The 20,962-nt window shown below is 70.2% G+C and carries 22 protein-coding genes; 3 read left to right on the forward strand and 19 right to left on the reverse strand.

Translation table 11 applies throughout. The features are described 5' to 3' along the window. From AC4BAR_RS02590 to AC4BAR_RS02600, 3 genes are read right to left on the reverse strand one after another with little or no spacing between them, the layout of a single operon-like run. Nucleotides 1–1,356, reverse strand: a complete 1,356-nt coding sequence (locus tag AC4BAR_RS02590; RefSeq protein ID WP_490626251.1) for a TAXI family TRAP transporter solute-binding subunit — start codon at nt 1,354–1,356, stop codon at nt 1–3. Between the two features lie 38 nt (nt 1,357–1,394). Next, a complete protein-coding gene (cueR, locus tag AC4BAR_RS02595) occupies nt 1,395–1,841 on the reverse strand; it encodes a Cu(I)-responsive transcriptional regulator (RefSeq protein ID WP_490626252.1) in 447 nt (148 codons plus the stop codon). Then, nucleotides 1,838–4,036, reverse strand: a complete 2,199-nt coding sequence (locus tag AC4BAR_RS02600; protein WP_490626253.1) for a heavy metal translocating P-type ATPase — start codon at nt 4,034–4,036, stop codon at nt 1,838–1,840. The genes cueR and AC4BAR_RS02600 overlap by 4 nt, the downstream gene beginning before the upstream one ends. 153 nt (nt 4,037–4,189) lie before the next feature. On the opposite strand from AC4BAR_RS02600, the gene AC4BAR_RS02605 reads away from it, so the two are divergent. Next, nucleotides 4,190–4,381 (forward strand): heavy-metal-associated domain-containing protein, encoded by a 192-nt coding sequence (locus tag AC4BAR_RS02605; RefSeq protein WP_490626254.1) that lies wholly within the window; start codon nt 4,190–4,192, stop codon nt 4,379–4,381. A 16-nt stretch (nt 4,382–4,397) separates the two neighbouring features. Here AC4BAR_RS02605 and AC4BAR_RS02610 read toward each other — a convergent pair whose 3' ends face one another. From AC4BAR_RS02610 to AC4BAR_RS02650, 9 genes are all read right to left on the reverse strand, one after another. After that, nucleotides 4,398–4,712: a copper-binding protein gene (locus AC4BAR_RS02610; RefSeq protein ID WP_490626255.1), complete on the reverse strand. Its 315-nt coding sequence runs from the start codon at nt 4,710–4,712 to the stop codon at nt 4,398–4,400. A 10-nt stretch (nt 4,713–4,722) separates the two neighbouring features. Then, nucleotides 4,723–5,199 carry a DUF411 domain-containing protein gene (locus tag AC4BAR_RS02615; protein ID WP_490626256.1) on the reverse strand — a complete coding sequence of 159 codons (477 nt, stop codon included), beginning with the start codon at nt 5,197–5,199 and terminating at the stop codon, nt 4,723–4,725. Nucleotides 5,200–5,230: 31 nt separating this feature from the next. Continuing rightward, entirely contained in the window at nt 5,231–6,634 is a 1,404-nt protein-coding gene (locus AC4BAR_RS02620) for a multicopper oxidase family protein (protein ID WP_490626257.1), read from the reverse strand. A 1-nt stretch (nt 6,635) separates the two neighbouring features. Further along, complete coding sequence (locus AC4BAR_RS02625) at nt 6,636–8,051, reverse strand: TolC family protein (RefSeq protein WP_490626258.1); 1,416 nt, start codon at nt 8,049–8,051, stop codon at nt 6,636–6,638. Nucleotides 8,052–8,059: 8 nt separating this feature from the next. After that, on the reverse strand, nt 8,060–8,392 hold the full coding sequence (locus tag AC4BAR_RS02630) for a hypothetical protein (RefSeq protein WP_490626259.1): 333 nt from the start codon (nt 8,390–8,392) through the stop codon (nt 8,060–8,062). 71 nt (nt 8,393–8,463) lie between these two features. Beyond that, complete coding sequence (locus AC4BAR_RS02635; protein ID WP_490626260.1) at nt 8,464–8,829, reverse strand: hypothetical protein; 366 nt, start codon at nt 8,827–8,829, stop codon at nt 8,464–8,466. A gap of 62 nt (nt 8,830–8,891) precedes the next feature. Next, complete coding sequence (locus tag AC4BAR_RS02640) at nt 8,892–9,527, reverse strand: cation efflux transmembrane domain-containing protein (protein ID WP_490626261.1); 636 nt, start codon at nt 9,525–9,527, stop codon at nt 8,892–8,894. Between the two features lie 7 nt (nt 9,528–9,534). Further along, complete coding sequence (locus AC4BAR_RS02645; RefSeq protein ID WP_490626262.1) at nt 9,535–9,831, reverse strand: hypothetical protein; 297 nt, start codon at nt 9,829–9,831, stop codon at nt 9,535–9,537. Further along, a complete protein-coding gene (locus AC4BAR_RS02650; RefSeq protein ID WP_490626263.1) occupies nt 9,828–10,964 on the reverse strand; it encodes an MFS transporter in 1,137 nt (378 codons plus the stop codon). The genes AC4BAR_RS02645 and AC4BAR_RS02650 overlap by 4 nt, the downstream gene beginning before the upstream one ends. Nucleotides 10,965–11,157: 193 nt before the next feature. Here AC4BAR_RS02650 and AC4BAR_RS02655 point away from each other — a divergent pair, with 193 nt between their 5' ends. Then, nucleotides 11,158–11,772 carry an OmpA family protein gene (locus AC4BAR_RS02655; RefSeq protein WP_490626264.1) on the forward strand — a complete coding sequence of 205 codons (615 nt, stop codon included), beginning with the start codon at nt 11,158–11,160 and terminating at the stop codon, nt 11,770–11,772. 44 nt (nt 11,773–11,816) lie between these two features. On the opposite strand, the gene AC4BAR_RS02660 is transcribed toward AC4BAR_RS02655, so the two are convergent. Genes AC4BAR_RS02660 through AC4BAR_RS02675 form a run of 4 tightly spaced genes read right to left on the reverse strand, consistent with a single transcriptional unit; the run spans nt 11,817 to nt 15,628 of the window. Beyond that, nucleotides 11,817–12,560: an amino acid ABC transporter ATP-binding protein gene (locus AC4BAR_RS02660; RefSeq protein WP_490626265.1), complete on the reverse strand. Its 744-nt coding sequence runs from the start codon at nt 12,558–12,560 to the stop codon at nt 11,817–11,819. Beyond that, nucleotides 12,557–13,657: an amino acid ABC transporter permease gene (locus AC4BAR_RS02665; RefSeq protein ID WP_490627175.1), complete on the reverse strand. Its 1,101-nt coding sequence runs from the start codon at nt 13,655–13,657 to the stop codon at nt 12,557–12,559. The genes AC4BAR_RS02660 and AC4BAR_RS02665 overlap by 4 nt, the downstream gene beginning before the upstream one ends. Nucleotide 13,658: 1 nt before the next feature. Continuing rightward, complete coding sequence (locus AC4BAR_RS02670; protein WP_490626266.1) at nt 13,659–14,591, reverse strand: ABC transporter permease subunit; 933 nt, start codon at nt 14,589–14,591, stop codon at nt 13,659–13,661. An 8-nt stretch (nt 14,592–14,599) separates the two neighbouring features. Beyond that, on the reverse strand, nt 14,600–15,628 hold the full coding sequence (locus AC4BAR_RS02675) for an amino acid ABC transporter substrate-binding protein (RefSeq protein WP_490626267.1): 1,029 nt from the start codon (nt 15,626–15,628) through the stop codon (nt 14,600–14,602). A gap of 118 nt (nt 15,629–15,746) precedes the next feature. Here AC4BAR_RS02675 and AC4BAR_RS02680 point away from each other — a divergent pair, with 118 nt between their 5' ends. Beyond that, on the forward strand, nt 15,747–17,465 hold the full coding sequence (locus AC4BAR_RS02680) for a long-chain fatty acid--CoA ligase (protein ID WP_490626268.1): 1,719 nt from the start codon (nt 15,747–15,749) through the stop codon (nt 17,463–17,465). Nucleotides 17,466–17,468: 3 nt separating this feature from the next. On the opposite strand, the gene AC4BAR_RS02685 is transcribed toward AC4BAR_RS02680, so the two are convergent. The 3 genes from AC4BAR_RS02685 to AC4BAR_RS02695 all read right to left on the reverse strand — a co-directional run bounded on the left by AC4BAR_RS02685 (nt 17,469) and on the right by AC4BAR_RS02695 (nt 20,906). Further along, nucleotides 17,469–18,836 (reverse strand): NAD(P)/FAD-dependent oxidoreductase, encoded by a 1,368-nt coding sequence (locus tag AC4BAR_RS02685; RefSeq protein WP_490626269.1) that lies wholly within the window; start codon nt 18,834–18,836, stop codon nt 17,469–17,471. A gap of 84 nt (nt 18,837–18,920) precedes the next feature. Continuing rightward, on the reverse strand, nt 18,921–19,718 hold the full coding sequence (locus tag AC4BAR_RS02690) for a class I SAM-dependent methyltransferase (RefSeq protein ID WP_490626270.1): 798 nt from the start codon (nt 19,716–19,718) through the stop codon (nt 18,921–18,923). Between the two features lie 120 nt (nt 19,719–19,838). After that, nucleotides 19,839–20,906: a beta-propeller fold lactonase family protein gene (locus AC4BAR_RS02695; RefSeq protein ID WP_490626271.1), complete on the reverse strand. Its 1,068-nt coding sequence runs from the start codon at nt 20,904–20,906 to the stop codon at nt 19,839–19,841. Between the last annotated feature and the right edge of the window lie 56 nt (nt 20,907–20,962).

A 20,962-nucleotide genomic window follows, 5' to 3' on the forward strand; every position in this document is an offset into this window, starting at 1 on the left:
TCAGGCCACCGCGGACTGGCGCTCGGGCAGCCGCCGGCGCACCAGCTGGATGTTGCTGCGCAGCGCGTACAACTCGTCGGCGTAAGACAGTGGCACGGCGATCTTGCCGGCCACCGCGTCCAGTTTGTCCAATTCCTCGGCCAGCGCGGCCGGGTCGGCCTCGTGGTGGGCCAGCCGGTCTTCGATGTCGCGCAGCTGCGCGTACCAGCGGAAGATGCGCGAGCGGATGCGGAACGCGTACAGCGGCGGCACCACCCGGCTCAGCGGCAGCAGCAGCGCCAGGATCACGCCCATGGCCAGCCACATCCGGTCGATCAGGTTGGCCAGCCAGAACGGCAGGTAGCGCTGCATCAGCGGCGGCCCGTTCTTGATGGTGCGTTCGGCCTGTTTGGCCACCGGCAACTCGGTGTTGTCGAGGTTGGGGAATTGCCGCGCCTTGTTGAACCAGCCGGCGCTGCTGTGCAGCGACTGCGCGGTTTGCGAGAACAGCTGCACCAGCGCCGGGTGGGTGTCGCTGCGGGTCAGCAGCGCGGTGGTGGGGGCCACCAGCCGCAGGTTCTGCGGCGGCACATCGCCGGCCAGGTCCACCACGCCGCGCGGCAGCAGCGCCGGTGTCAGAAAGGCAAAGCGGCGCGCATAGGCCTCGGCCTGCGGAAAATCCATCAGCTTGATGCCCGGCGTTTGCAGCAGCAGCTGCACCATCAGCGATTCGGGGGCCGAGGCCATCACCACCGCGTCCATCTGGCCGGCCAGCAGCGCGCTCACCGCCGGCGTCAGCTCCAGGTGGGAGAGCCTGAGCGCGCCCACCTCCACCTTGTTGGCTTCCAGCAGCTTGGCCAGCAAGGCCGGCACGCCGCTGCCATCGCCGCCCACATTGACCCGCAGGCCTTTCAGCTGGGCCAGCGCGGTGAGCGGCTTGTGGGTCTGGCCACCCCCTTCGCTGCGCACCAGCGGTCCGGCGCCTGCGCGGTAGAACAGCCACAGCGGCTCGACGAACAGGCTGCCCAACGATTCCAGGTCTTCCTCGTCGTCGGGCTTGCGCTCGCTGGTGCCGCCTTGCACAAAGCCCAGGTCGGCCTGGCCGCTGCGCAGCAGTTCCAGGTTGTCCGACGAGCCCTGGCTGGGCAGCAGCTTGACCGTGATGCCGTAGGCCGACAGCGCCTTGGCGTAGCGTTTGCCGAACTCGTCGTAGGCGCTTTGCGCCGGGCCGGTGGCCAGCGTGACGGTGGTGGGCGGGTTGGGGTTGAGCCACCAGTAGGCCATCACGAGCAGGCCGATGGCCAGCAGCACCAGCGGGCCGGCCGAGACCAGCAGCTCGCGCACGGCCACCAGGGTGTATCTCAGGGTTTTGGGCATGGCCGGCACCTTAGCATGGCCGCCGCTGGGCCAAGGGCTCAGTGGCGTCGCGTTTTTTTCGCCAACCCCGGGTCGGCGCCAGCTGGTCCCAGCTGGTCAAGGATGGGGCAGTCGGGCCGGTCATTGCCGCGGCAGCAGCCCACCAGGTGTTGCAGCGTGTCGCGCATGGCCTGCAGTTCGGCCAGCCGACGGTCGAGGTCGGCCACATGCTGCTGGGCGATGCGGCGCACGTCGGCACTGGCGCGCTGGCGGTCGTGCCACAGGGCCAGCAGCTGCGCGATCTCGGCCATGCCAAACCCCAGGTCGCGCGCGCGGCGGATGAAGCGCAGCACATGCACATCGCGCTCGGCATAAAGCCGGTAGCCGGCCTGGGTGCGGGCCACGGCCGGCAGCAGGCCCAGGGCCTCGTAATGCCGCACCATCTTGGCCGACACACCGGCCTGGCTGGCCGCCTGGCCGATGGTGAAGGGGGCCGGGGCGTTCATGCCGCACCGCCTTGCCAGCGCCGCAGCAGCAGCGCGTTCGACAACACACTGACGCTGCTCAGCGCCATCGCCGCGCCGGCCAGCACCGGGTTGAGCAGGCCGAAGGCGGCCAGCGGAATGCCCACCAGGTTGTAGACAAAGGCCCAGAACAGGTTTTGCCGGATCTTGGCGTAGGTGCGGCGCGAGATGTCCAGCGCGTCGGCCACCAGGGCCGGGTCGCCGCGCATCAGCGTGATGCCGGCGGCGTGCATGGCCACGTCGGTGCCGGTGGCCATGGCCAGGCCCACGTCGGCCGCGGCCAGCGCCGGTGCGTCGTTGATGCCGTCGCCCACCATGGCCACCGGGCCGTGGGTGGCGCGCAGCTCGGCCACGATGCGGGCCTTGTGCTCCGGCAGCACCTGGGCGCGCACGCTGTCCAGGCCCAGCTGCCGGCCCACCGCGCCGCCGCTGCCGGGGTTGTCGCCGGTCACCAGAACGGTGTGGATGCCCAATGCACGCAGGCGCCGCACCGCCGCCGCGGCGCTGGGTTTGACCTCGTCGCCAAAGGCCAGCAGGCCGCGCAGTTGCGGGCGGTCGGTGACATCGGCCAGCCAGGACACGGTGCGGCCCTGGGCGGCCAGCGCCTCGCCACTGGCCTGCAGGGCGCCCAGGTCCACGCCCAGCTCCTGCATGTAGAGCGCACTGCCCAGCCGCAGCGCCCGGCCGGCCACAACGGCCGACATGCCACGGCCGGCCACCGCCTGCAGCTCGCTGGCGGCGGCGGGCCGGGTGCCGGCGGGCAAGGCGTCCAGCACCGCACGGGCCAGCGGGTGTTCGCTGCCGGCCTGGATGGCGGCGCTGGCATCCAGCAGGGCGGGCCCATCGCCGTCCACCGCCTCGCAGGCCACCAGCGTGGGCCGGCCCACCGTGAGGGTGCCGGTCTTGTCGAAGGCCACCACACGGATGCGGTGCGCCACCTCCAGCGCCTCGGGGTCCTTGATCAGGATGCCGTGGCGCGCCGCCACGCCGGTGCCGACCATGATGGCTGCCGGCGTGGCCAGCCCCAGCGCACAGGGGCAGGCGATCACCAGCACCGCCACCGCGTTCAGCAAGGCCTGTTCCCAGTCGCCGCGGGCCAGGCCCCAGCCCAGCAGCGTGAGCACGGCCAGGCCCACCACCACCGGCACAAAGACCGCGCTGACCTGGTCCACCAGCCGCTGCACCGGCGCCTTGTGGGCCTGGGCCGATTCCACCAGCCGCACCATGCGGGCCAGCGTGGACTCGGCCCCCACGGCGGTGGTGTGCACCAGCAGCAAGCCTTCGGCGTTGACCGCGCCGGCGGTCACGTGGTCGCCCACCTGTTTGGCCACCGGCAGGCTCTCGCCGGTGATCAGCGACTCGTCCACCGTGCTGCGGCCCTCCTGCACCCGGCCGTCCACCGCCAGCCGTTCACCCGGCTTGACCACCACCAGGTCGCCCACCCGCACCTCGGCGATGGGCAGGGTCAGGTCCTGGCCGTCGCGGCGCACGGTCGCCAGCTCGGGGCGCAAGGCATTGAGCGCGCGGATGGCTTCGGTGGTCTGGCGCTTGGCCCGCTGCTCCAGCCATTTGCCCAGCAGCACCAGCGTGATCACCACCGCCGAAGCCTCGAAGTACAGGTGGTGGCCGCTGCCCAAGCCATGGCGCAGCAGCAGGTAGACGCTCAGGCCATAGGCCGCGCTGGTGCCCAGCGCCACCAGCAGGTCCATGTTGCCGGCGCCGGCCCGCAGCGCGGCCCAGGCCGCCTTGTAGAAACGCGCGCCCAGCCAGAACTGCACGGGGGTGGCCAGCGCCCATTGCCAGGCCGCCGGCAGCATCCAGTCGGTGCCAAACAACAGGCCCAGCATGGGCAATGAAAGCGGCAACGACAGGGCCGCGGCCCAGACCACCGGCCAGGGCGTGGGGGACTCGGCCGGGGCCGGGGCGGGCGCCTCCGGTGCGATGGGGGTGGCGCCGTAACCGGCCTTCACCACGGCGGCGGTGAGGGCCTCCGTCTGGCCGTCCTCAATGGTGCCCGGCGACCACACCACATGGGCGGTTTCGGTGGCCAGGTTGATCTCGGCCGAGGCCACACCGGGCACCCGCTTCAGGGCTTTTTCGACCCGGGTCGCGCAGGACGCGCAGGTCATGCCGGTGATGCTGAGCGAGACTTCTTGGGGCAGGGCAATGGATGTCATGGCGGTCAGTGTGAAGCTTGCCATGATGGCAAGGTCAAGCGCCACCCGACATGACCCTGGTCAAGCCAGGGCGATACAGTTTCGCCGCTTTGACCTTGCCACCGTGGCAGGGTTTAGAGTGGGGTGGTCCTTCACTTTTTGCGGAACCTTCCCATGCTTGAATTCAAACTGCCCGACATGAGCTGTGGCCACTGCGTGGGCGCCGTGACCCAGGCGCTGAAACAGGTCGACCCCCAGGCCGAGGTGGTGATCGACCTGGCCCAGCACAGCGTGCGGGTGAGCAGCAGCGCGCCGGCCGAGGCGCTCACCGAGGCCCTGGCCGAGGCCGGTTACCCGCCGGCCTGAACGCCGGCGCCGACCCTCATTTCCCGGCCGGCTGGAGGTCGCGCGCCACCAGCGCACCACCGCCGGCGCTCTCGGCGCGGAAGCGCACCTTGTCGCCCGGCTTGAAGGCCTTCAGGTCGGCGTCGGGCGCCTGGAAGACCATGGTCATGCCCGGCATCTGCAGGTTGGGAATCTCGCCGTGGCGCAGCGTGATCTTCTGCGTCGCCGGGTTGACCTTGCGCACCTCGGCGTCCACCAGCGGGCCTGGCGTTTGGGCACTGGCGCACAGCGACAGGCCCAGGGCACAGGCGGCCAGGGCGCGCCGGCCCCAGAAGCGATGGTGTGGGGTCATGGTCATCCTTTCAAGCGGGGTAGTTCTGGTACACGGTGGGCGCGGCGCCGCGGCGCATCAGCACCACCTGGTAGGGCTGGGTGCGGCCACCGTAGGCCGGCCCGTCCATGCCGGGCGAACCCATCGGCATGCCGGGCACGGCCAGGCCCAGCGCCTCGGGCTTTTCGTGCAGCAGGCGCAGCAGCTCGCGGGCCGGCACATGGCCTTCGATGGCGTAGCCCGCCACCTCGGCCGTGTGGCAACCGCGCAGCGCCGGTGGAATGCCCAGCCGCTGCTGGGCCTGGGCGTTGCCGGTGTTGTGCACGGTGACCACGAAGCCATGCGCTTGCAGATGGGCGACCCAGCCCTTGCAGCAGTCGCAGTCCGGGTCTTTCCAGACCTGTACCGGTGGCAGCTTGGCGGGGTTGGCCTGGGCGGCAGCCCAGGGGGCGAGGCTGGCGGCCAGCAACAGCCGGCGGCGGGACAGCAGGGCAGGGGTGGTTTTCATGGCGGCTCCTTGGGTGATGTGTTGGGGGTGTTCAGTGCCCGCCGTGCCCGGCGTGGCCGCCCGGCTTGCGGGCGTCGACCTGGATCGGTGGGTTCAGCGCCTGGTTCAGCGGCATGGCCGTGCCGCCCTCCGAGGCAAAGCGGGCCGGCTGGGGCAGGGCGCCGGTCCATTCAAAGGCCTGGGTGCCGGGTGGCTGGGTGTACCAGCCGGGGTCGCTGTAATCCCCCGGCTTCTGGGTCTTGCGCACCTTGAGCAGCGAGAACATGCCACCCATCTCTACCGCGCCGTGCGGGCCGGCGCCGCTCATCATCGGCTGCGTGTTGTCGGGCAATGGCATTTCCATCGCCCCCATGTCGGCCATGCCACGCTCGCCCATCACCATGTAGTCGGGCACCAATTTCTGGATTTTCTGCACCAGGCCGCGGTGGTCGACGCCGATCATGGTGGGGGTGTTGTGGCCCATGGCGCCCATGGTGTGGTGGCTCTTGTGGCAATGCAAGGCCCAGTCGCCTTCCTCGTCGGCCAGCAGCTCGATCTGCCGCATCTGGCCCACCGCGATGTCGGTGGTGACCTCGGGCCAGCGCGCGCTGCGCGGCACCGGCCCGCCGTCGGTGCCGGTGACCTGGAACTCGTGGCCGTGCAAATGGATGGGGTGGTTGGTCATGGTCAGGTTGCCCACGCGGATGCGCACCCGGTCGCCCTGGCGCACGTTGAGCGTGTCGATGCCGGGAAAGACCCGGCTGTTCCAGCCCCAGATGTTGAAGTCCAGCATGGTCATGATTTTGGGCGTCATGCTGCCGGGGTCGACATCGAAGGCGTTGAGCAGAAAGCAGAAGTCGCGGTCGACCTTGTCGATCTGCGGGTGGGCGCCCTTGGGGTGGGTGACCCACAGGCCCATCATGCCCATGGCCATCTGCACCGCCTCGTCGGCATGCGGGTGGTACATGAAGCTGCCAGGCCGGCGCGCGACAAACTCGTAGACAAAGGTCTTGCCCGGCGCGATCTGTGGCTGGGTCACGCCACCCACGCCGTCCATGCCGTTGGGCAGGCGCTGGCCATGCCAATGTACGGTGGTGTGTTCGGGCAGCTTGTTGGTGACGAAAAGGCGCACCCGGTCGCCTTCCACCACCTCGATGGTGGGGCCGGGGCTCTGGCCGTTGTAGCCCCACATGTTGACCTTGAAACCGGGCGCCATCTCACGCACCACCGGCTCGGCCACCAGGTGAAATTCCTTCACACCCTGGTTCGTGCGCCAGGGCAGGGTCCAGCCGTTCAGCGTGACCACCGGGTTGTAGGGCCGGCCGCTGGCGGGCAACAAGGGCGGCGCGGTGGCGCTGTGGTCGCGCAGCACCGGTTCCGGCAGCGCGGCCAGCGCAACCCGGCTGACGGAGGCGGCCGCCAGCGCGGCGCCGGTGACGAAATGGCGTCTGTGCATCTCAATGTCCTTGGGTGGCGTCGCCGCCGGTGGGCAGCGGGGCGGAAAGGGCTTGCAGGCCGCCGGGCGAGGTGGCGGTCAGCGCGGTTTGCAGATCGGTGTCGGCCAGCCAGAAATCGCGCTGGGCCTCGATGGCGCTGTTGACCGCCAGCACGCTGCGCCGGCTCTCGGCCAACAGCTCCCACAGACTGACGAACATGCCGTTGTAGCGCAGGTTGGTTTCATCGGCGATGAAGCGGCGCAGCGGCACCACCTCGTCGCGGTAGGCGCGCGCCAGGTCGTAGGCGGTACGGTAGCCCAGGTAGGTCTCTCTGGCCTCGCTGCGGGCCTGGCCGGCCACCTCGCCGACCCTTGCCACCGACTGCAGGTAGATCGCCTGGGCCCGGTCGTTGCGGGCGCTGCCCCAGTCAAACACCGGCAGGCTCAGTTCCAGCGTGGGGCCGCGTTCGACCGAGCGGGCGCCGGTGGCCCCGTCGACGCTGCGGTTGCTCTCGAAGCCGATGCTCAGCGCGTTCACCACGCCGCTGGCCCGGGTGTAGCCCAGCGAGTCGGCCACGTAGCGTGAGGCATTGACCGCACTCAACACGTCCAGCCGGCGGTTGATGGCCTGGGCCTCGACATCGGCAATCTCGCGCGGTGCGGCGGGCAGCTCGGGCAGGCGTTCGGCCAGCGTGAACTGGGTTTGCGTGCCCCACAGCCCCAGCAGCCGCACCAGCCGTTCGCGCTGGCTGCGGGCATTCAACTCGGCCCGGGCCAGCTGGGCGGTGGCCTCGGCCAGCGTCAGCTGCTCCTGGGCCTGACGCAGCCGCGACCAGTTGCCCACCTGGGCCATGCGCCGGGCCAGTTCGGCACCGGCCTCGGTGGCCTCCTTGACGTCGCGCAAATAGGCGGCGGTCTGCTGCGCGGCCACCGCCAACACCCAGGCCTTGCGGGTGTCGGCCGCCAGCCGCACCACGGTTTGTGCGGCCTGCAGTTTCGCCAGTTCGGTTTGCTGGCCCTGCCAGGCGCTGCGCCAGGGCAGGGTCAGCAGGCCCAGCACGTCGAAGCCGATGGCACGGTTGAAGGTGCGCAGCTCGCCCTCGCGCAGCGAGGCCAGCGCCAGATGGGGGTTGGGCAGCCGGCCGGCCTGGGCACGGTCGGCGTCGCTGATGGCCAGCTGGGCAAACGCCACCTGCAGGCCGGGGTTGTTGAGCAGCGCGACCTTGACCGCCGCGTCGCCGGTCAAAGGCTGGGCCAGCAGCTCTGCCACCAGCGCCGCGCTCTGTTCGTTGGGCGCGGCCAGCGACACCGCCACGCCGGTGCGGTCGGCCACCAGGGCCTGCACCGCAGCGCGCTGGCCGTCGGGCGACACCGTGGCACAGCCGGCCAGCAGTGTGGTGAGCAGGGCTGCCGCCAAGGGGAATCGGGCAAAGGGCATGGCGGGCCTCAGTGGTGGTGGGTGTGCGCGGGCGGCACGGCGCCCGGAGCCGGGGCTGCGGTGGGCGGGCTGGGCGGGCTGGGCGGGGTCGCCGCAGGCTGCGGCAGGTCCGTTGGGCTGGGGTGCCCGGGGCCCACGGTGGCGTTGGCCTTGACCCAGTCGGTGCTGCCTTGCTCCACGCCGGTAGGGGTGTCAACAAACACCGAGCGGTAGCGGGCTGGCGGCACAAACACCGTGGGGTCGGCGATGGACGGTGGCGCGGCCAGCGCCGACAACGGGGCCACAGCGGCCCAGGCCAGGCCAGCGGCCAAGCGCCAGCGAACAGTCACAACAGGGGTCATGGTCATCTCCTGAAAACACACACCGCGCAGCCGCCCCGGGCCGGACGGCAGACGCACCTCGGGCGTGGGACTCAGGAAATGGGGGGCTTGAAGCCGGCCGCGCGCTCGGCGCTGGCGGGGAAGCGGGGGGCATGGGCGACCGGGGCCACCGGGGCCAAGGCCAGCAGCGCGCCCAGCGTGGCGGGGGTGTGAACCGCCGAATGGCACACATCGCAGGCTACACAGTGGCCACAGCCCGCGTCGGTGTCAGCCGACGCGTGGTCGCCGCAGGGCGTGGCCTCGGTGTCCATGGCCGCCATGGCTTCGTGGTCGGCGTGCACCTCGGTGGCCTGGACCTGATGCACCGCCGGTGCCAGCGTGGCCATGGCCATGGCGTCGCCCACCCAGCCGCGCAGCGGCAGCAGGACGATCATCAGGGCAAGCAACAACACACGCATGGTGTGGATGATAAGCCGTGGGCCTGCAAGTTCCCTTGCGGCCGGTCAACTGGCCGCCGGCTTCAGTGCGAGTGGCCGGCGTGGGGGTCGGTGGCGGCCAGTTCCTGCCGGGCGTGGCGCAGCACGCTGACACCGCTCCACAGCGCCAGGCTGGCCATGCCCACCGCCACCAGCAGGTCGGGCCAGTTGCGGCCGGTGCCAGCCACACCCAGCGCCGCGCCCATCACCGCGAGGTTGCCAATGGCGTCGTTGCGCGAGCACAGCCAGACGCTGCGCATGTTGGCGTCGCCCTCGCGCCAGGCGTACAGCATCCAGGCCACGCCCAGATTGACCGCCAGCGCCAGCAGGCCCACCAGGCCCATGGTGGCGGCCTCGGGTGCCTCGCCATGCCAGAAGGCCCACAGCGCGCGGGCCAGCACAAACAGGCCAAAGCCCAGCATGCAGGCCGCCTTGAGCTGGGCGGCGCGGCTGCGCCACAGCAGTGGCATGGCCAGCACCGACAGCGAGACACCGTAGTTGGCGGCGTCGCCAAAGAAGTCGATGGCGTCGGCCAGCAGCGAGACCGAGCTGGCCTCCAGCCCGGCCACGGCCTCGATGGCAAACATCGCGGCGTTCAGCACCAGCGCCCACCACAGCACGCGGCGGTAGCGGGGGTCGGCACTGCCGGTGCCGGCGTCGTGGGCGCAGTGGGCGGACATGGCGGGCTCAGCGTGCGGTGGCATTGGACTCGGCGGGCCACTGGCCGGCGGCCTTGTCCAGCCACAGCTGCAGGCTGTCGAACAGGTCACGCTGGCTGAAGGAGCAGCTTTCTTCCGAGAACAGCGCACTCGACTCCAAGCGGTCCAGCAGCTGAAGCAGCACCTCGCCGTAACGCGGCGGCAGCGCGGCCAGCAGCGCGGTCTGGGCGCGGGCCTGGTCCGAGAAGGCGGCAATGCCCAAATCGCCCTGGCGCAGGCGGTCGAAGGCGGCTTGCAGCGCGCCGAGGGTGGGGGTCAGGCTCATGGCCGGGGTCTCCAGAAAGTGAATGCGCCCAGGACGGCGTAGGCGGCGCCCAGCCAGGGCATTTGGGCCATGCCGAGCCAGCCGCTGGCCGCGCCGCCCACCGCCGCGCCGATGGCGGTGCCAAAGTACAGCATGGACGCGTTGAGGCTGATCAGCATGGGCGCCTGGCTGGGCACGGCCGCGGCCAGCCGCGACTGCTGGGGCGACATCATGCCAAAGCCCGAAAGTCCCCAGACCATGAAGGCCGCCACCGTGGCCAGTGGCCAGCCCTGGGTCAAGGGCACGGCCAGCATGGCCGCCAGAAACACCGCCAGCTGCCAGCGCAGCGTGGGCACGGCGCCGAAGCGGTCGCTGGCCCAGCCGCCCGACAGCGTGCCCGCCATGCCGGCCAGACCAAAGCCCATTAAGGTGAGCGACAGCTGCGAGGCCGTCATCGGGTTGAGCGCCCGCAGCACCGGGGTGATGAAGGAAAACACGGTGAAGATGGCGCTGAAGTACAGCGCGGTGAAGGCCAGCGTGCGCCGCACCTCCGAATGCTTCAGCGCCGCGCCCAGGCCGTCGAAGCTGGCGCCCGGCGCGTCGATGTGGCGTGGCACTGCCGCCATCACCCACAGGCCCATGGCCAGCGCGGCGCCGGCAATGCCCCACAGCGGCAGCCGCCAGCCCTGGTGTTCGCCCAGCCAGGCCACCAGCGGCAGGCCCACCACATAGCTCATGCTCATGCCCAGAAAGGTCAGCGACAGCGCCTGGCCGCGCCGGGCCAGTGGCACCGTGGCCACCGCGATGCCGGCCGCCACCGGGGTGAACACCGCGCCGGCCCCCATCAGCACCCGGGCCAGCAACAGCGCTGGCAGCGAGTTGGCCAGCGCCGCACCGGCGGCGCCGGCCATGAACAGCGCCAGGCCCAGCAACAGCACGGCCCGGCGCGACCAGCGGCCGGTGGCCAGCAGCACCAGCGGCGCCAGCAGGGCGGTGGAAAAAGCGTAGGCCGTCATCGACTGGCCGGCGGCGGCGACGCTGACCTCCAGGGTCTCGCTGATGGGCTGCAGGATGCCGGCCAGGCCAAAGGCCCCGCTGCCGATGACCAGGTTGCCGGCGGCCAGGATGAACAGCACCGGTGGCAGCCGCTTCACCGCCGCGCCCCCGGGCCACACCGCGGGGCTGTGCCAGCAAACAGGGTGCAGGGGCCAAGCATCCCATCATTGTCGTGGAATCGGTCGGCCGCTGCCGCCGACCCGGCCGCAGGCCTGAGTACCAAAGGCCTACTCTGGTAAAATGCCGCGATCCATGGCCGGGGGAAACCGGCTGCTCTACCAAGGAATTGCCGTGAGATTTGTGCCTTATTCGATGCTGTTGGCCGGTGTGTTTGCGGTGCTGTCGGGCTGTGCCACCAAAGATTTCGTCCGTGAGCAAACCGCCGCGCTGTCCAAACGGACCGACGGCGACGTGTTCCGTCTGGACACCCGTTTGTCCAGCCTGGACGCCCGCATCGGCAGCGCCGAGTCGGCCCTGGCTGGCACCAGCAAGCTGGCCCAGGACGCGCTGGACCGCGCCAACGCCGCCCACCGCCTGGCCGAAGGCAAGCTGGTCTACGAGGTCACGCTGAACGACGACCAGGTCAAGTTCGGCAACGGCAAGGCCGCGCTGGCCCCGGCCGCCACCGCGGCGCTCGACGAGCTGGTCAGCAAGCTCAAGGCCGAGAACCGCGGCGGCACCTACATCGAAATCCAGGGCCACACCGACCAGGTCGGCCCCAAGGACTACAACAAGAAGCTGGGCCTGGAGCGCGCCGAAGCCGTGCGCGACTACCTGCACAACGCCGGCATCCCGCTGCACCGCATGAACGTCATCTCCTACGGCAGCAGCCAGCCGGTGGCCAAGGGCAAGGGCCGCGAGGCCCGGGCCCAAAACCGCCGCGTGGCGCTGCTCGTGCTGGCCTGAGCGTCCCCGCGCTCCCCGACAAACCCGCCAACCGGCGGGTTTTTTCATGGGCGGTGGGCCACCGTGGCCACAAAGGCCTGGCTGCGCGGGTGCTGCGGCCGCCCGAAAAACTCAGCCGGTGTGGCCTGCTCGATCAGCTGGCCTTGGTCCATGAAGACCACCCGGTCGGCCACCGCGCGGGCAAAGCCCATTTCGTGGGTGACGCAGACCATGGTCATGCCCTGGCCGGCCAGGTCCACCATCACGTCCAGCACCTCCTGCACCATCTCCGGGTCCAGCGCCGAGGTGGGTTCGTCGAACAGCAGCAGGGTGGGTTGCAGGCACAGCGCCCGCGCAATCGCCACCCGCTGCTGCTGGCCACCCGACAACTGGGCCGGGAACTTGGGCGCCTGGTCGGCCAGCCGCACCCGTTGCAGTTGCACCATGGCCAGCGCCTCGGCCTCGCGGCGCGGCTGGCGTTGCACCAGCCGCAACGCCAGCGTCAGGTTGTCCAGCACCGACAGGTGGGGGAAGAGGTTGAACTGCTGGAACACCATGCCCACCCGGCGCCGCACCTGGTCGAGCGCCACTGGGTCGTCGCCCACCACCAGGCCGTCGACCGTGAGCCGGCCCTGCTGGTGCGGTGCCAGGCCGTTGATGCAGCGCACCAGCGTGGACTTGCCCGAGCCCGACGGGCCACAGACCACCAGCCGCTCGCCGCGCGCCACCTGCAGGTCGATGTCGCGCAGCACATGGCTGGCGCCATACCATTTGTTGACCCGCTCGAAACTCACCATGGGGCTGTTCATGGCTGGCGGGCCAGCCGCCGCTCCAGCCGCTGGCTGAAGCGCGACAGCGCAAAACAAAAACCAAAGTAAATCAGGCCGATGAACAGATAGCCTTCGAGCTTGTAGGGCCGCCACAGCGCGTCGGCGTTGAGCGCCAGGTCCAGCGCACCGGTCAGCTCGTACAGGCTGACGATGGTCACCAGCGAGGTGTCCTTGAAGATGCCGATGAAGTTGTTCACCAGCCCCGGCACCACCGTGGCCAGCGCCTGCGGCAACACCACCCAGCGCTGGCGGGCCCAGTAGCCCATGCCCAGCGCGGTGGCGGCGTCCACCTGGCCGCGCGGCACGGCCTGCAGCCCGCCGCGCACCACCTCGGCCATGTAGGCGGCGGCAAACAGCGTGATGCCCACCAGCACCCGCAGCAGCACGTCGATGCCCACGCCGGGCGGCATCCACAGCGGCAGCATGAAGGAGGCGACAAACAACACGGTGATCAGCGGCACGCCGCGCACGAACTCGATGAACACGGTGCTGAGCGTGCGCAGCACCGGCAGGCTGGACTGTCGGCCCAGCGCCAGCAGCAGCGCCAGCGGAAAGGCCAGCGCGCTGGCCAAGGTGGCCAGCATCACGGTCAGCGGCAGGCCGCCCCAGCGCGCGGTGTCGACCCGGCTCAGGCCCGCCGGGCCGCCGCCCATCAGCAGGCCAGCGAGCGGCAGCGTGAGCAGCCACAAGGCCACCAGGCCACGCGCGCGCAGGCGGCGCGAGGCGCTCCACACCAGCGCCATGAGCATCAGCACGGTGGCCAGCAGCGGCCGCCACTGTTCGCCCAGAGGGTAGCGGCCGAACACAATCAGCCGCAGCTTGTCCCACACCACCGCCCAGCAGGCGCCGGCCCCCACCGCACGGCAGCCCTCCGGCCCACCCTGCCAGACCGCGCGCCACAGCGCCCAGTCGGCCAGCGGCGGCAGCCCGGCCAGCAGCAGCGCGGCCAGCACCAGTGTGGCCACGGTGGTGGCACGGTTCCCAAACAGATGGCGGTGGGCCCAGACCCGCAGGCCACCGGGCACGGGCGGCGGCGGGCGGGCCGCAATGGGCTGGGTTTGCACGGTGGACGCCATGTCAGCCATGGCCCCGCAGGGCGCGGGCATTGACGCGCTGCATCAGCCAGGCAGTGAGCAGCGAGGTGCAGAGGTAGACCGCCATCACCACCACCAGGCATTCCAGTGCCCGGCCGGTCTGGTTGATCGCGGTGTTGGCCACCGACACCAGGTCGGGGTAGCCGATGGCCACCGCCAGCGAGGAGTTCTTGGTCAGGTTCAGCCACTGGTTGGTCAGCGGCGGCACGGCCACTTTCAGCGCCTGTGGCAGCACCACATGGCGCAAGGCCTGGCCGCGGCTCAGGCCCAGGGCCCAGGCGGCGTCGTGCTGGCCTGTCTGCACCGCCCCCAGGCCGGCCCGCACGATCTCGGCGATGAAGGCCGCGGTGTACAGGCTCAGGCCCCAGCCCAGGGCCAGGAACTCCGGGCTCAGGCTCCAGGAAAGGCCGGCCAGCGCCAGGTGCAGGCCGGCCTTGTTGAGCGCCAGCGGGCCGGCCAACCAGGGCGCTTCCATCGCCGGTAGCGTGGTGATCAACAGCAAGTACCACATCAGCAACTGCAGCAGCAGCGGCAGGTTGCGAAACAGCTCCACCAGCGCCGAGGCCACCCCGCGCAACAGCAGGCTGGGGGCTTGGCGGGCGATGCCCAGCGCCGTGCCCAGCAGCGTGGCGGCCACGATGGCCGGCAGCGCCACCTTGAGGGTGTTGGCCAGGCCGGCGACAAAGGCGCGGCCATAGCTGTCGGCGGCGTCAAAGGGCAGCAGGCCTTCGCCGATGTCGAAGCCGGCGCGCTGGCGCAGAAAATCAAAGCCGCTCTGGATGCCACGGGCCTCCATGTTGGCCAGGGTGTTGCGCGTCAGCAGCCACAGGCCCCAGGCCAGCAGCGCCACAGCCAGTGCCTGCCAGGCCCAGACGGCCCAGTCCGGGCGCGGTGAACGGGGTGGGGGTGGCGTCACGGTGGGGCTCAGCGCAGCGGCAGCGCGTACATCAGGCCGCCCTGGGTCCACAGCCGGTTCAGGCCGCGCGGCAGGCCGATCGGCGACTGTGGGCCCAGGTTGCGCTCGAACATCTCACCGTAGTTGCCGGTGGTGCGCAGCGCGCGCAGCAGCCAGGCCTTGTCCAGGCCCAGCGGCCGCCCCAGGTCTTCGCCGCTGCCCAGCAGGCGCTGGATGGCGGGGTCGGCGCTGGCCTGTTGGCTGTCGGCGTTGGCCGCGGTGAGGCCCAGTTCTTCGGCCTCGATCAAGCCCATCACCACCCATTTGATGATGGCGCCCCAGGCCTCGTCGCCGCGCCGCACCATGGGGCCCAGCGGCTCCTTGGAAATCAGCTCGGGCAGGATGCGGTGGTCGGTGGGCCGCACCGCCTTTTGCCGCACCGCCGCCAGGCCGGAGGCGTCGGTGGTGTAGGCACCGCAGCGGCCGGCAAAGTAGGCGCTGGTGGCGGCCTCGAACTTGTCGAACACCACCGGCCGGGTGCCCAGGCCATGGGCGCGCGAGAAGTCGGCCAGGTTTTTCTCGGTGGTGGTGCCGGACTGCACACAGACGGTGGCGCCCTTGAGCTGGGTGGCGCTGGTCAGGCCGCTCCGGGTGGGCACGATGAAGGCCTGGCCGTCGTAATAGGTCACGGCGGTGGTGGCCAGGCCCAGTGCGGTGTCGCGGCCCAGCGTGAAGCTGGTGTTGCGGGCCAGCAGGTCGATCTCGCCCGACTGCAGAGCGGTGAAACGCTGCTGCGCGTTCAGCGGCACCAGGCGCAGCTTGCGGCCGTCGCCCAGCACCGCAGCGGCCACGGCGCGGCAGGTGTCCACGTCCAGGCCACGCCATTCGCCGTCCGAGCCCACCGCGGCAAAACCGGCCAGACCGGTGTTGACGCCACAGACCAGCTGGCCACGGGCCCGCACCTGGTCCAGCGTGGTGGCGGCCTGGGCATGGGCAGCCACCAGGCCCAGCAGCAGGGCGCAGCACATCAGCCGAGAACGGGGCAGAAAGCGGGGCATGGGGCTATTGTGTGGCAGCGTGGCGCGGGGGTCTCTGCAGCGACAAGGGAAGCCACCGCCCTGCGGCCCGCTCCGGTATTCTGCAAGGATTCGGTCGCCGCCGTTCTGGAGACTTTGCATGACCCTGCGCCCACCGCCCGCCCACCACCGCGTCTGGCCCAAGCGGGTGCCGCTGAGCATTCAGCCGCCGGCCACCTCGCTGTGGCACAACCTGGCGGTGAACGCTTTGCGCTACCCGACCAAACCGGCGCTGGTGTTTTTCGGCCGGGTGACCCGCTACGCCGAGCTGGCCGCCCAGGCCGAGCGCCTGGCCGCCCATTTGCATGCCTGCGGTGTGCGGCGCGGCGACCGGGTGCTGCTGGTGATGCAGAACTGCCCGCAGCTGGTGGTGGCGCATTTCGCCATCTTGCGCGTCAACGCGGTGGTGGTGCCGGTGAACCCCATGAACCGCAGCGAGGAGCTGCGCCACCTGCTGACCGACCCCGACGCCCGCGTGGCCATCACCACCGGCGACCTGGCCGACGAGCTGGCCCGCAGCAGCGACAGCCTGCCCGCCGCGCAGCGGCTGGCCCACCTGGTGGTGACGCAGTACACCGACGCCTTTGACCCCGACACCGCCGGCGACGACGCGCCCCCTGCCGCCTGGCAGCCCTGGCTGCTGCCCCGCCACCCCTTGCCTGCGCTGCAAGGCGGCCAGGTTCACGCCTGGGTCGACGCGCTGGCCTGCACCGCGCCGCCACCCCCCATCGAGGCCGGGCCGGACGACCTGGCGCTGCTGCCTTACACCAGCGGCACCACCGGCCTGCCCAAGGGCTGCATGCACCCGCATGCCACGGTGATGCACAACGCCATGGCGGCCAGCCTGTGGGTGCAGAGCAACCCCACGAGCACCACGCTGATGGTGGTGCCCATGTTCCACATCACCGGCATGGTGTCGGGCATGCACTCGTCCATCTTTGCCGGCGCCACGCTGGTCATCCTGCCGCGCTGGGACCGCGAGCTGGCCGGCCACCTGATCGGCCGCTGGAAGGTCACGCACTGGACCAACATCCCCACCATGGTGATTGACCTGCTGGCCAGCCCCAACCTGGGCCGCTTTGATTTGTCCAGCCTGGTCTACATCGGCGGCGGCGGCGCGGCCATGCCGCAGGCGGTGGCGCAGCGGCTGTTGAGCGAGCTGGGCCTGGCTTACGTGGAAGGCTATGGCCTGACCGAAACCGCCGCACCCTCCCACTCCAACCCGCCCGACGCGCCCAAGCAGCAATGCCTGGGTGTGCCCTTTGTCGGCGTGGCGGCGGCGGTGGTCGACCCCGACACGCTGCAGCGCATGGCCGTGGGTGAACAGGGCGAAATCATCGTGCGTGGGCCCAGTGTGTTCAGCGGCTATTGGAAGCGGCCCGAGGCCACGGCCCAGGTGTTTGTGGACTTTGAAGGCGAGCGTTATTTCCGCACCGGCGACCTGGGCCATGTGGACGCCGACGGCTACTACTTTCTGACCGACCGGCTCAAACGCATGATCAACGCCTCGGGCTTCAAGGTCTGGCCGGCCGAGGTCGAGGCGCTGATGTTCCGCCACCCGGCCATCCAGGAGGCCTGCGTGATCGCCACACCCGACGCTTACCGCGGCCAGTCGGTCAAGGCGGTGGTGGTGAAACGCGCCGGCTTCGAGGCCACCACCGAGGCCGACATCGTGGCCTGGTGCCACGAACACATGGCCGTGTACAAGGCGCCGCGGGTGGTGCAGTTCGCCACGGCCCTGCCCAAGAGCGGCAGCGGCAAGGTGATGTGGCGCCAGCTGCAGGAAGGCGAGTTGGCCGCCAACCCGCCGCCGCGCTGACGCTCAGGCGTCCGGCGTGGGGGGCGGTGGGCTGTCGCCACCGGCCACCACACGGGCCTGGCGCTGGAAGCTGAAATAGGCCGAGGCCCAGTCGATCAGCACCACCGTGCGGTTGCGGAAACCGATCAAAAAGTAGACGTGGGCGAACAGCCAGAACAGCCAGGCGAAGTAGCCGCTGAAGCGCCATGGGCCCAGGGGGGTGGCCAGGTCCACCACCGCGGCGTTGCGGCCGATGGTGGCCAGGTTGCCGTAGTCGCTGTAGCGAAAGGCCTGCGCCGGCTGGCCGCGCAGCTCGCGGCGGATGTTGGCCGCCACGCAGCGCCCCATCTGCTTGGCGCCCGGTGACACGCCGGGCACCGGCCGGGGTTCGCGGCCCGGCAGGTGGCTCATGGCGGCGGCCAGGTCGCCGATCACCGCCACCTCGGGGTGGCCGGGCAGCGTCAGCTGCGGCGTGACCTTGACGCGGCCGGCGCGGTCAACCAGTGCCTCGCCTTCTGGCAATTGCGAGGCCAGCAGCCGGCCCAGCGGCGAGGCCGCCACCCCCGCGGCCCAGACCATGCAGCCGCTGTCTATCCGGTGCTTGTCCGTGCCTGATTCCACCTGCAGGCCTTCGCTGTCGATGGCCGTGACCCGGGTGTTGAGCCTGACCTCCACACCCAGCTTGACCAGCTGCTGGCGGGCTTTTTCACTCAGTTCGTCCGGCATGGCCAGCAGCACCCGGGGCCCGCCTTCGACCAGCATCACGCGGGCGCTGGCGGGGTCGATGCGGCGGAACTCGCCCGGCAGCGTGTGGCGCGCGATCTCGGCCATGGTGCCGGCCATCTCCACCCCGGTGGGGCCGGCGCCGATCACCACAAAGGTCAGCAGGGCCGCGCGGCGCGCCGGGTCTTGCTCGCGCTCGGCCGCTTCAAAGGTCAGCAGGATGCGGCGGCGGATCTCGAACGCGTCTTCCAGCGTTTTCAGCCCCGGCGCATGGGCGGCCCAGTCGTCGTGACCGAAGTAGCTGTGGGTGCTGCCGGCCGCCACCACCAGGCGGTCGTAGCCCAGAGTTTGCCCGGTGCGCAACGCCACCCGACGCGCCGCCAGGTCGATGTGGGTGACCTCGCCCATCAGCGTGGTCAGGTTGGCCTGGTCGCGGAACAGATGGCGCGCCGGCGCGGCAATCGATGGTGCCGACAAGCCGGCCGTGGCCACCTGGTAGAGCAGCGGCTGGAACAAATGGTGGTTGGTGCGGTCGATCAGCGTGACCGTCACCGCCTCACCTGCCAGCGCCTTGGCGGTTTCCAGCCCGCCGAAGCCGCAGCCAATGATGACGATGTGGGGGGTGCCGGCGGGAGACGCCGCGCTGGGGTGGGGGTCAACAGAAGCCATCGCCAAATTATCGAGGCGGGCTTGGCGGTAGCGGGGGTGACCGTCGGGACGGGCATGGTGCCCCGTGTCGGCTTGGTTGGCGGCTTACTTTTTCGTCGCCCGGGTCATCAGGTAGTGCTGGCGCACCACGTTGTTCTCAAAGTAACGTGCGACGAAGCCGTCCAGCTCCGCCCGGAAGGCCGCGAGCTTGGCCGGCTCGTCCTTCAGGGATGCCACCAGCTTCACCACCGGGCCGAGCGTTTCCTCAATGCCTTTGCGGTAGTGCTGCGGACTCAGCGCAGGAAACAGCATGACGGCGCGATCAAACACGATGTCAGTCACGGCGTCGCCGAGCCGCTGGCGCACGATGCCGGGGTCGCCCCATTGCGGCGGCGGCGCGGCGCCAGGCGGCGGGGGCACGAATTGGCCGACCAGCGCGAACATCTGGCCCACGTAGTGTTCCGGTGGCCAGGTGGAAAACGCCACGGTGCCGCCCGGTTTGAGCACACGCAGCATCTCGGCGATGGTGACGTCCGGCCGGGGCGCGAACATGTGGCCGAACTGGCTGATCACCACATCGAAGGTCGAGTCCTCGAAGGGCAGGGCCTCGACATCCCCCTCACTGAATGCGATCTCGACGTCGGCCAGCGCCGCATGCCGCCTGCCGTGCTCGATCAGCACCGGAGACAGGTCGAGTGCACTGACCTTCGCGCCCGCGCGTGCGGCGGTCAGCGCCCCCACACCGGTGCCGCAACCCACATCCAGCACATGCTGCCCGGCACGGATGCGCGCATGTCTGACGAGTTCCGCTGCCGTTGCCGTGGTGACGGCCTCGAGCGGTGCGAACAGCGACCATCCTTCTCGCTGGACAGCCTTGAGCTGGGCAAAGGGATCGTGTGACATGGCGAACTCCTTCCAGGGGCGGTGTTGGCGTCGAACATTGTTGTCCTTCGTCAGCGGCCTGACAAGCCACCGGCCGCGCCCCGCCATCCCCCGCTTTCGCAGGCCGGGCGATCCCTGGGGTCAGGGCGCGTCCAGGCTGCCCGAGGCCTTGGGCCAGCTGACGATGCCCCAGGGCAGTTTGAAGCCCGGCAGGTTCTGCGTGACCTTGTAGGTGGTGGTGTCGATCACCTCCACGTCGTTCGAGCGGCCGCAGGCCACCAGCAGCTTGCTTTCGTCGGGCGTGAAGGTGAAGTGCCAGCAGCGCTTGCCCACCGGCACCTCGGCCAGCGTGGCGTAGCTGCCGGCGTCGAACACCTGGACCTTGGCGCCGCGGCCGGTGGCCACTACGATGCGTTGGCCGGCCTTGTCGAAGGCGACGCCGTAGGGCCCTTCGGCGGTGGCCACGGTCTTCAGGTGCTTGAAGTTCTGGTCCAGCACCAGAAAGGTGTGCGAGAACTCCATCGTCACCACATAGGTCTTGCCGTCGGGCGACAGCTTGATGCCACGCGGGCGGTTGCCATAGGGCTTCAGATCGATCTTGCGCACCTGCTTGCCGGTGGCGATGCTGTGCACCGTGAGCGTGCTGTTGCCTTCGTTGGTGATGACGAAGTGCTTGCCGTCGCGCATGAACTCCAGGCCCTCGGTTTCCGGCGCGCCCACCACCGAGCGGACGACCTTCCACTTCTGCAGGTCGACGATGGCCACATGGCCGGGCAGCTTGTCATCATCGTCGTCATCGTCCTTGCCGCCATGGGCCGGTGGCTTGCCGTCGGAACTGGGTTCGTAGGTCACAAAGGCCAGCTTGCCGCCCGGCTGGATGCGCAAAAACTCCGGGTTCTTGCCGATGGGAATGCGGCGCAGCACCTTCAGCGTCTGGGTGTCGATGACCGCCAGATCCGAGGTTTTCTGGTTGGCGGTGAGGATCAGTTTGCCGTCCGGCGTGACGGCAATGCCGCGCGGGCCGTCGGCGAGGTCCACGCTGTTGACCGTGGCGCCGGTGACCGGGTCCAGCACCGACACGCCGGCCTCCTGGTTGGTCACGTAGATCGCGTCGGTGGCCCAGGCCGTTGGCGCCAGCGCCGACAGCGCCAAGCCCATGGCTGAAGCGCCTGCGCGCAGCGTCGGCCGCCGGAAAAAGTTTGTCTCCATGGTGTTCCCGTCAATGTGCAAAGACCGTTCTTATACGACAGTTGGCCCAGCCCCCG

Source organism: Rhodoferax sp. SPJ4 (assembly GCF_058216275.1).

Coding starts and splice junctions, on each gene's coding strand:
- AC4BAR_RS02675 (WP_490626267.1), bottom strand. CDS start 15,628: ATGCCCCGCTTTCTGCCCCGTTCTCGGCTGATGTGCTGCGCCCTGCTG.
- AC4BAR_RS02680 (WP_490626268.1), top strand. CDS start 15,747: ATGACCCTGCGCCCACCGCCCGCCCACCACCGCGTCTGGCCCAAGCGG.
- cueR (WP_490626252.1), bottom strand. CDS start 1,841: ATGAACGCCCCGGCCCCCTTCACCATCGGCCAGGCGGCCAGCCAGGCC.
- AC4BAR_RS02660 (WP_490626265.1), bottom strand. CDS start 12,560: ATGAACAGCCCCATGGTGAGTTTCGAGCGGGTCAACAAATGGTATGGC.
- AC4BAR_RS02610 (WP_490626255.1), bottom strand. CDS start 4,712: ATGACCCCACACCATCGCTTCTGGGGCCGGCGCGCCCTGGCCGCCTGT.
- AC4BAR_RS02645 (WP_490626262.1), bottom strand. CDS start 9,831: ATGAGCCTGACCCCCACCCTCGGCGCGCTGCAAGCCGCCTTCGACCGC.
- AC4BAR_RS02620 (WP_490626257.1), bottom strand. CDS start 6,634: ATGCACAGACGCCATTTCGTCACCGGCGCCGCGCTGGCGGCCGCCTCC.
- AC4BAR_RS02640 (WP_490626261.1), bottom strand. CDS start 9,527: ATGTCCGCCCACTGCGCCCACGACGCCGGCACCGGCAGTGCCGACCCC.
- AC4BAR_RS02615 (WP_490626256.1), bottom strand. CDS start 5,199: ATGAAAACCACCCCTGCCCTGCTGTCCCGCCGCCGGCTGTTGCTGGCC.
- AC4BAR_RS02685 (WP_490626269.1), bottom strand. CDS start 18,836: ATGGCTTCTGTTGACCCCCACCCCAGCGCGGCGTCTCCCGCCGGCACC.
- AC4BAR_RS02690 (WP_490626270.1), bottom strand. CDS start 19,718: ATGTCACACGATCCCTTTGCCCAGCTCAAGGCTGTCCAGCGAGAAGGA.
- AC4BAR_RS02605 (WP_490626254.1), top strand. CDS start 4,190: ATGCTTGAATTCAAACTGCCCGACATGAGCTGTGGCCACTGCGTGGGC.
- AC4BAR_RS02625 (WP_490626258.1), bottom strand. CDS start 8,051: ATGCCCTTTGCCCGATTCCCCTTGGCGGCAGCCCTGCTCACCACACTG.
- AC4BAR_RS02600 (WP_490626253.1), bottom strand. CDS start 4,036: ATGACATCCATTGCCCTGCCCCAAGAAGTCTCGCTCAGCATCACCGGC.
- AC4BAR_RS02665 (WP_490627175.1), bottom strand. CDS start 13,657: ATGGCGTCCACCGTGCAAACCCAGCCCATTGCGGCCCGCCCGCCGCCG.
- AC4BAR_RS02590 (WP_490626251.1), bottom strand. CDS start 1,356: ATGCCCAAAACCCTGAGATACACCCTGGTGGCCGTGCGCGAGCTGCTG.
- AC4BAR_RS02630 (WP_490626259.1), bottom strand. CDS start 8,392: ATGACCCCTGTTGTGACTGTTCGCTGGCGCTTGGCCGCTGGCCTGGCC.
- AC4BAR_RS02635 (WP_490626260.1), bottom strand. CDS start 8,829: ATGCGTGTGTTGTTGCTTGCCCTGATGATCGTCCTGCTGCCGCTGCGC.
- AC4BAR_RS02695 (WP_490626271.1), bottom strand. CDS start 20,906: ATGGAGACAAACTTTTTCCGGCGGCCGACGCTGCGCGCAGGCGCTTCA.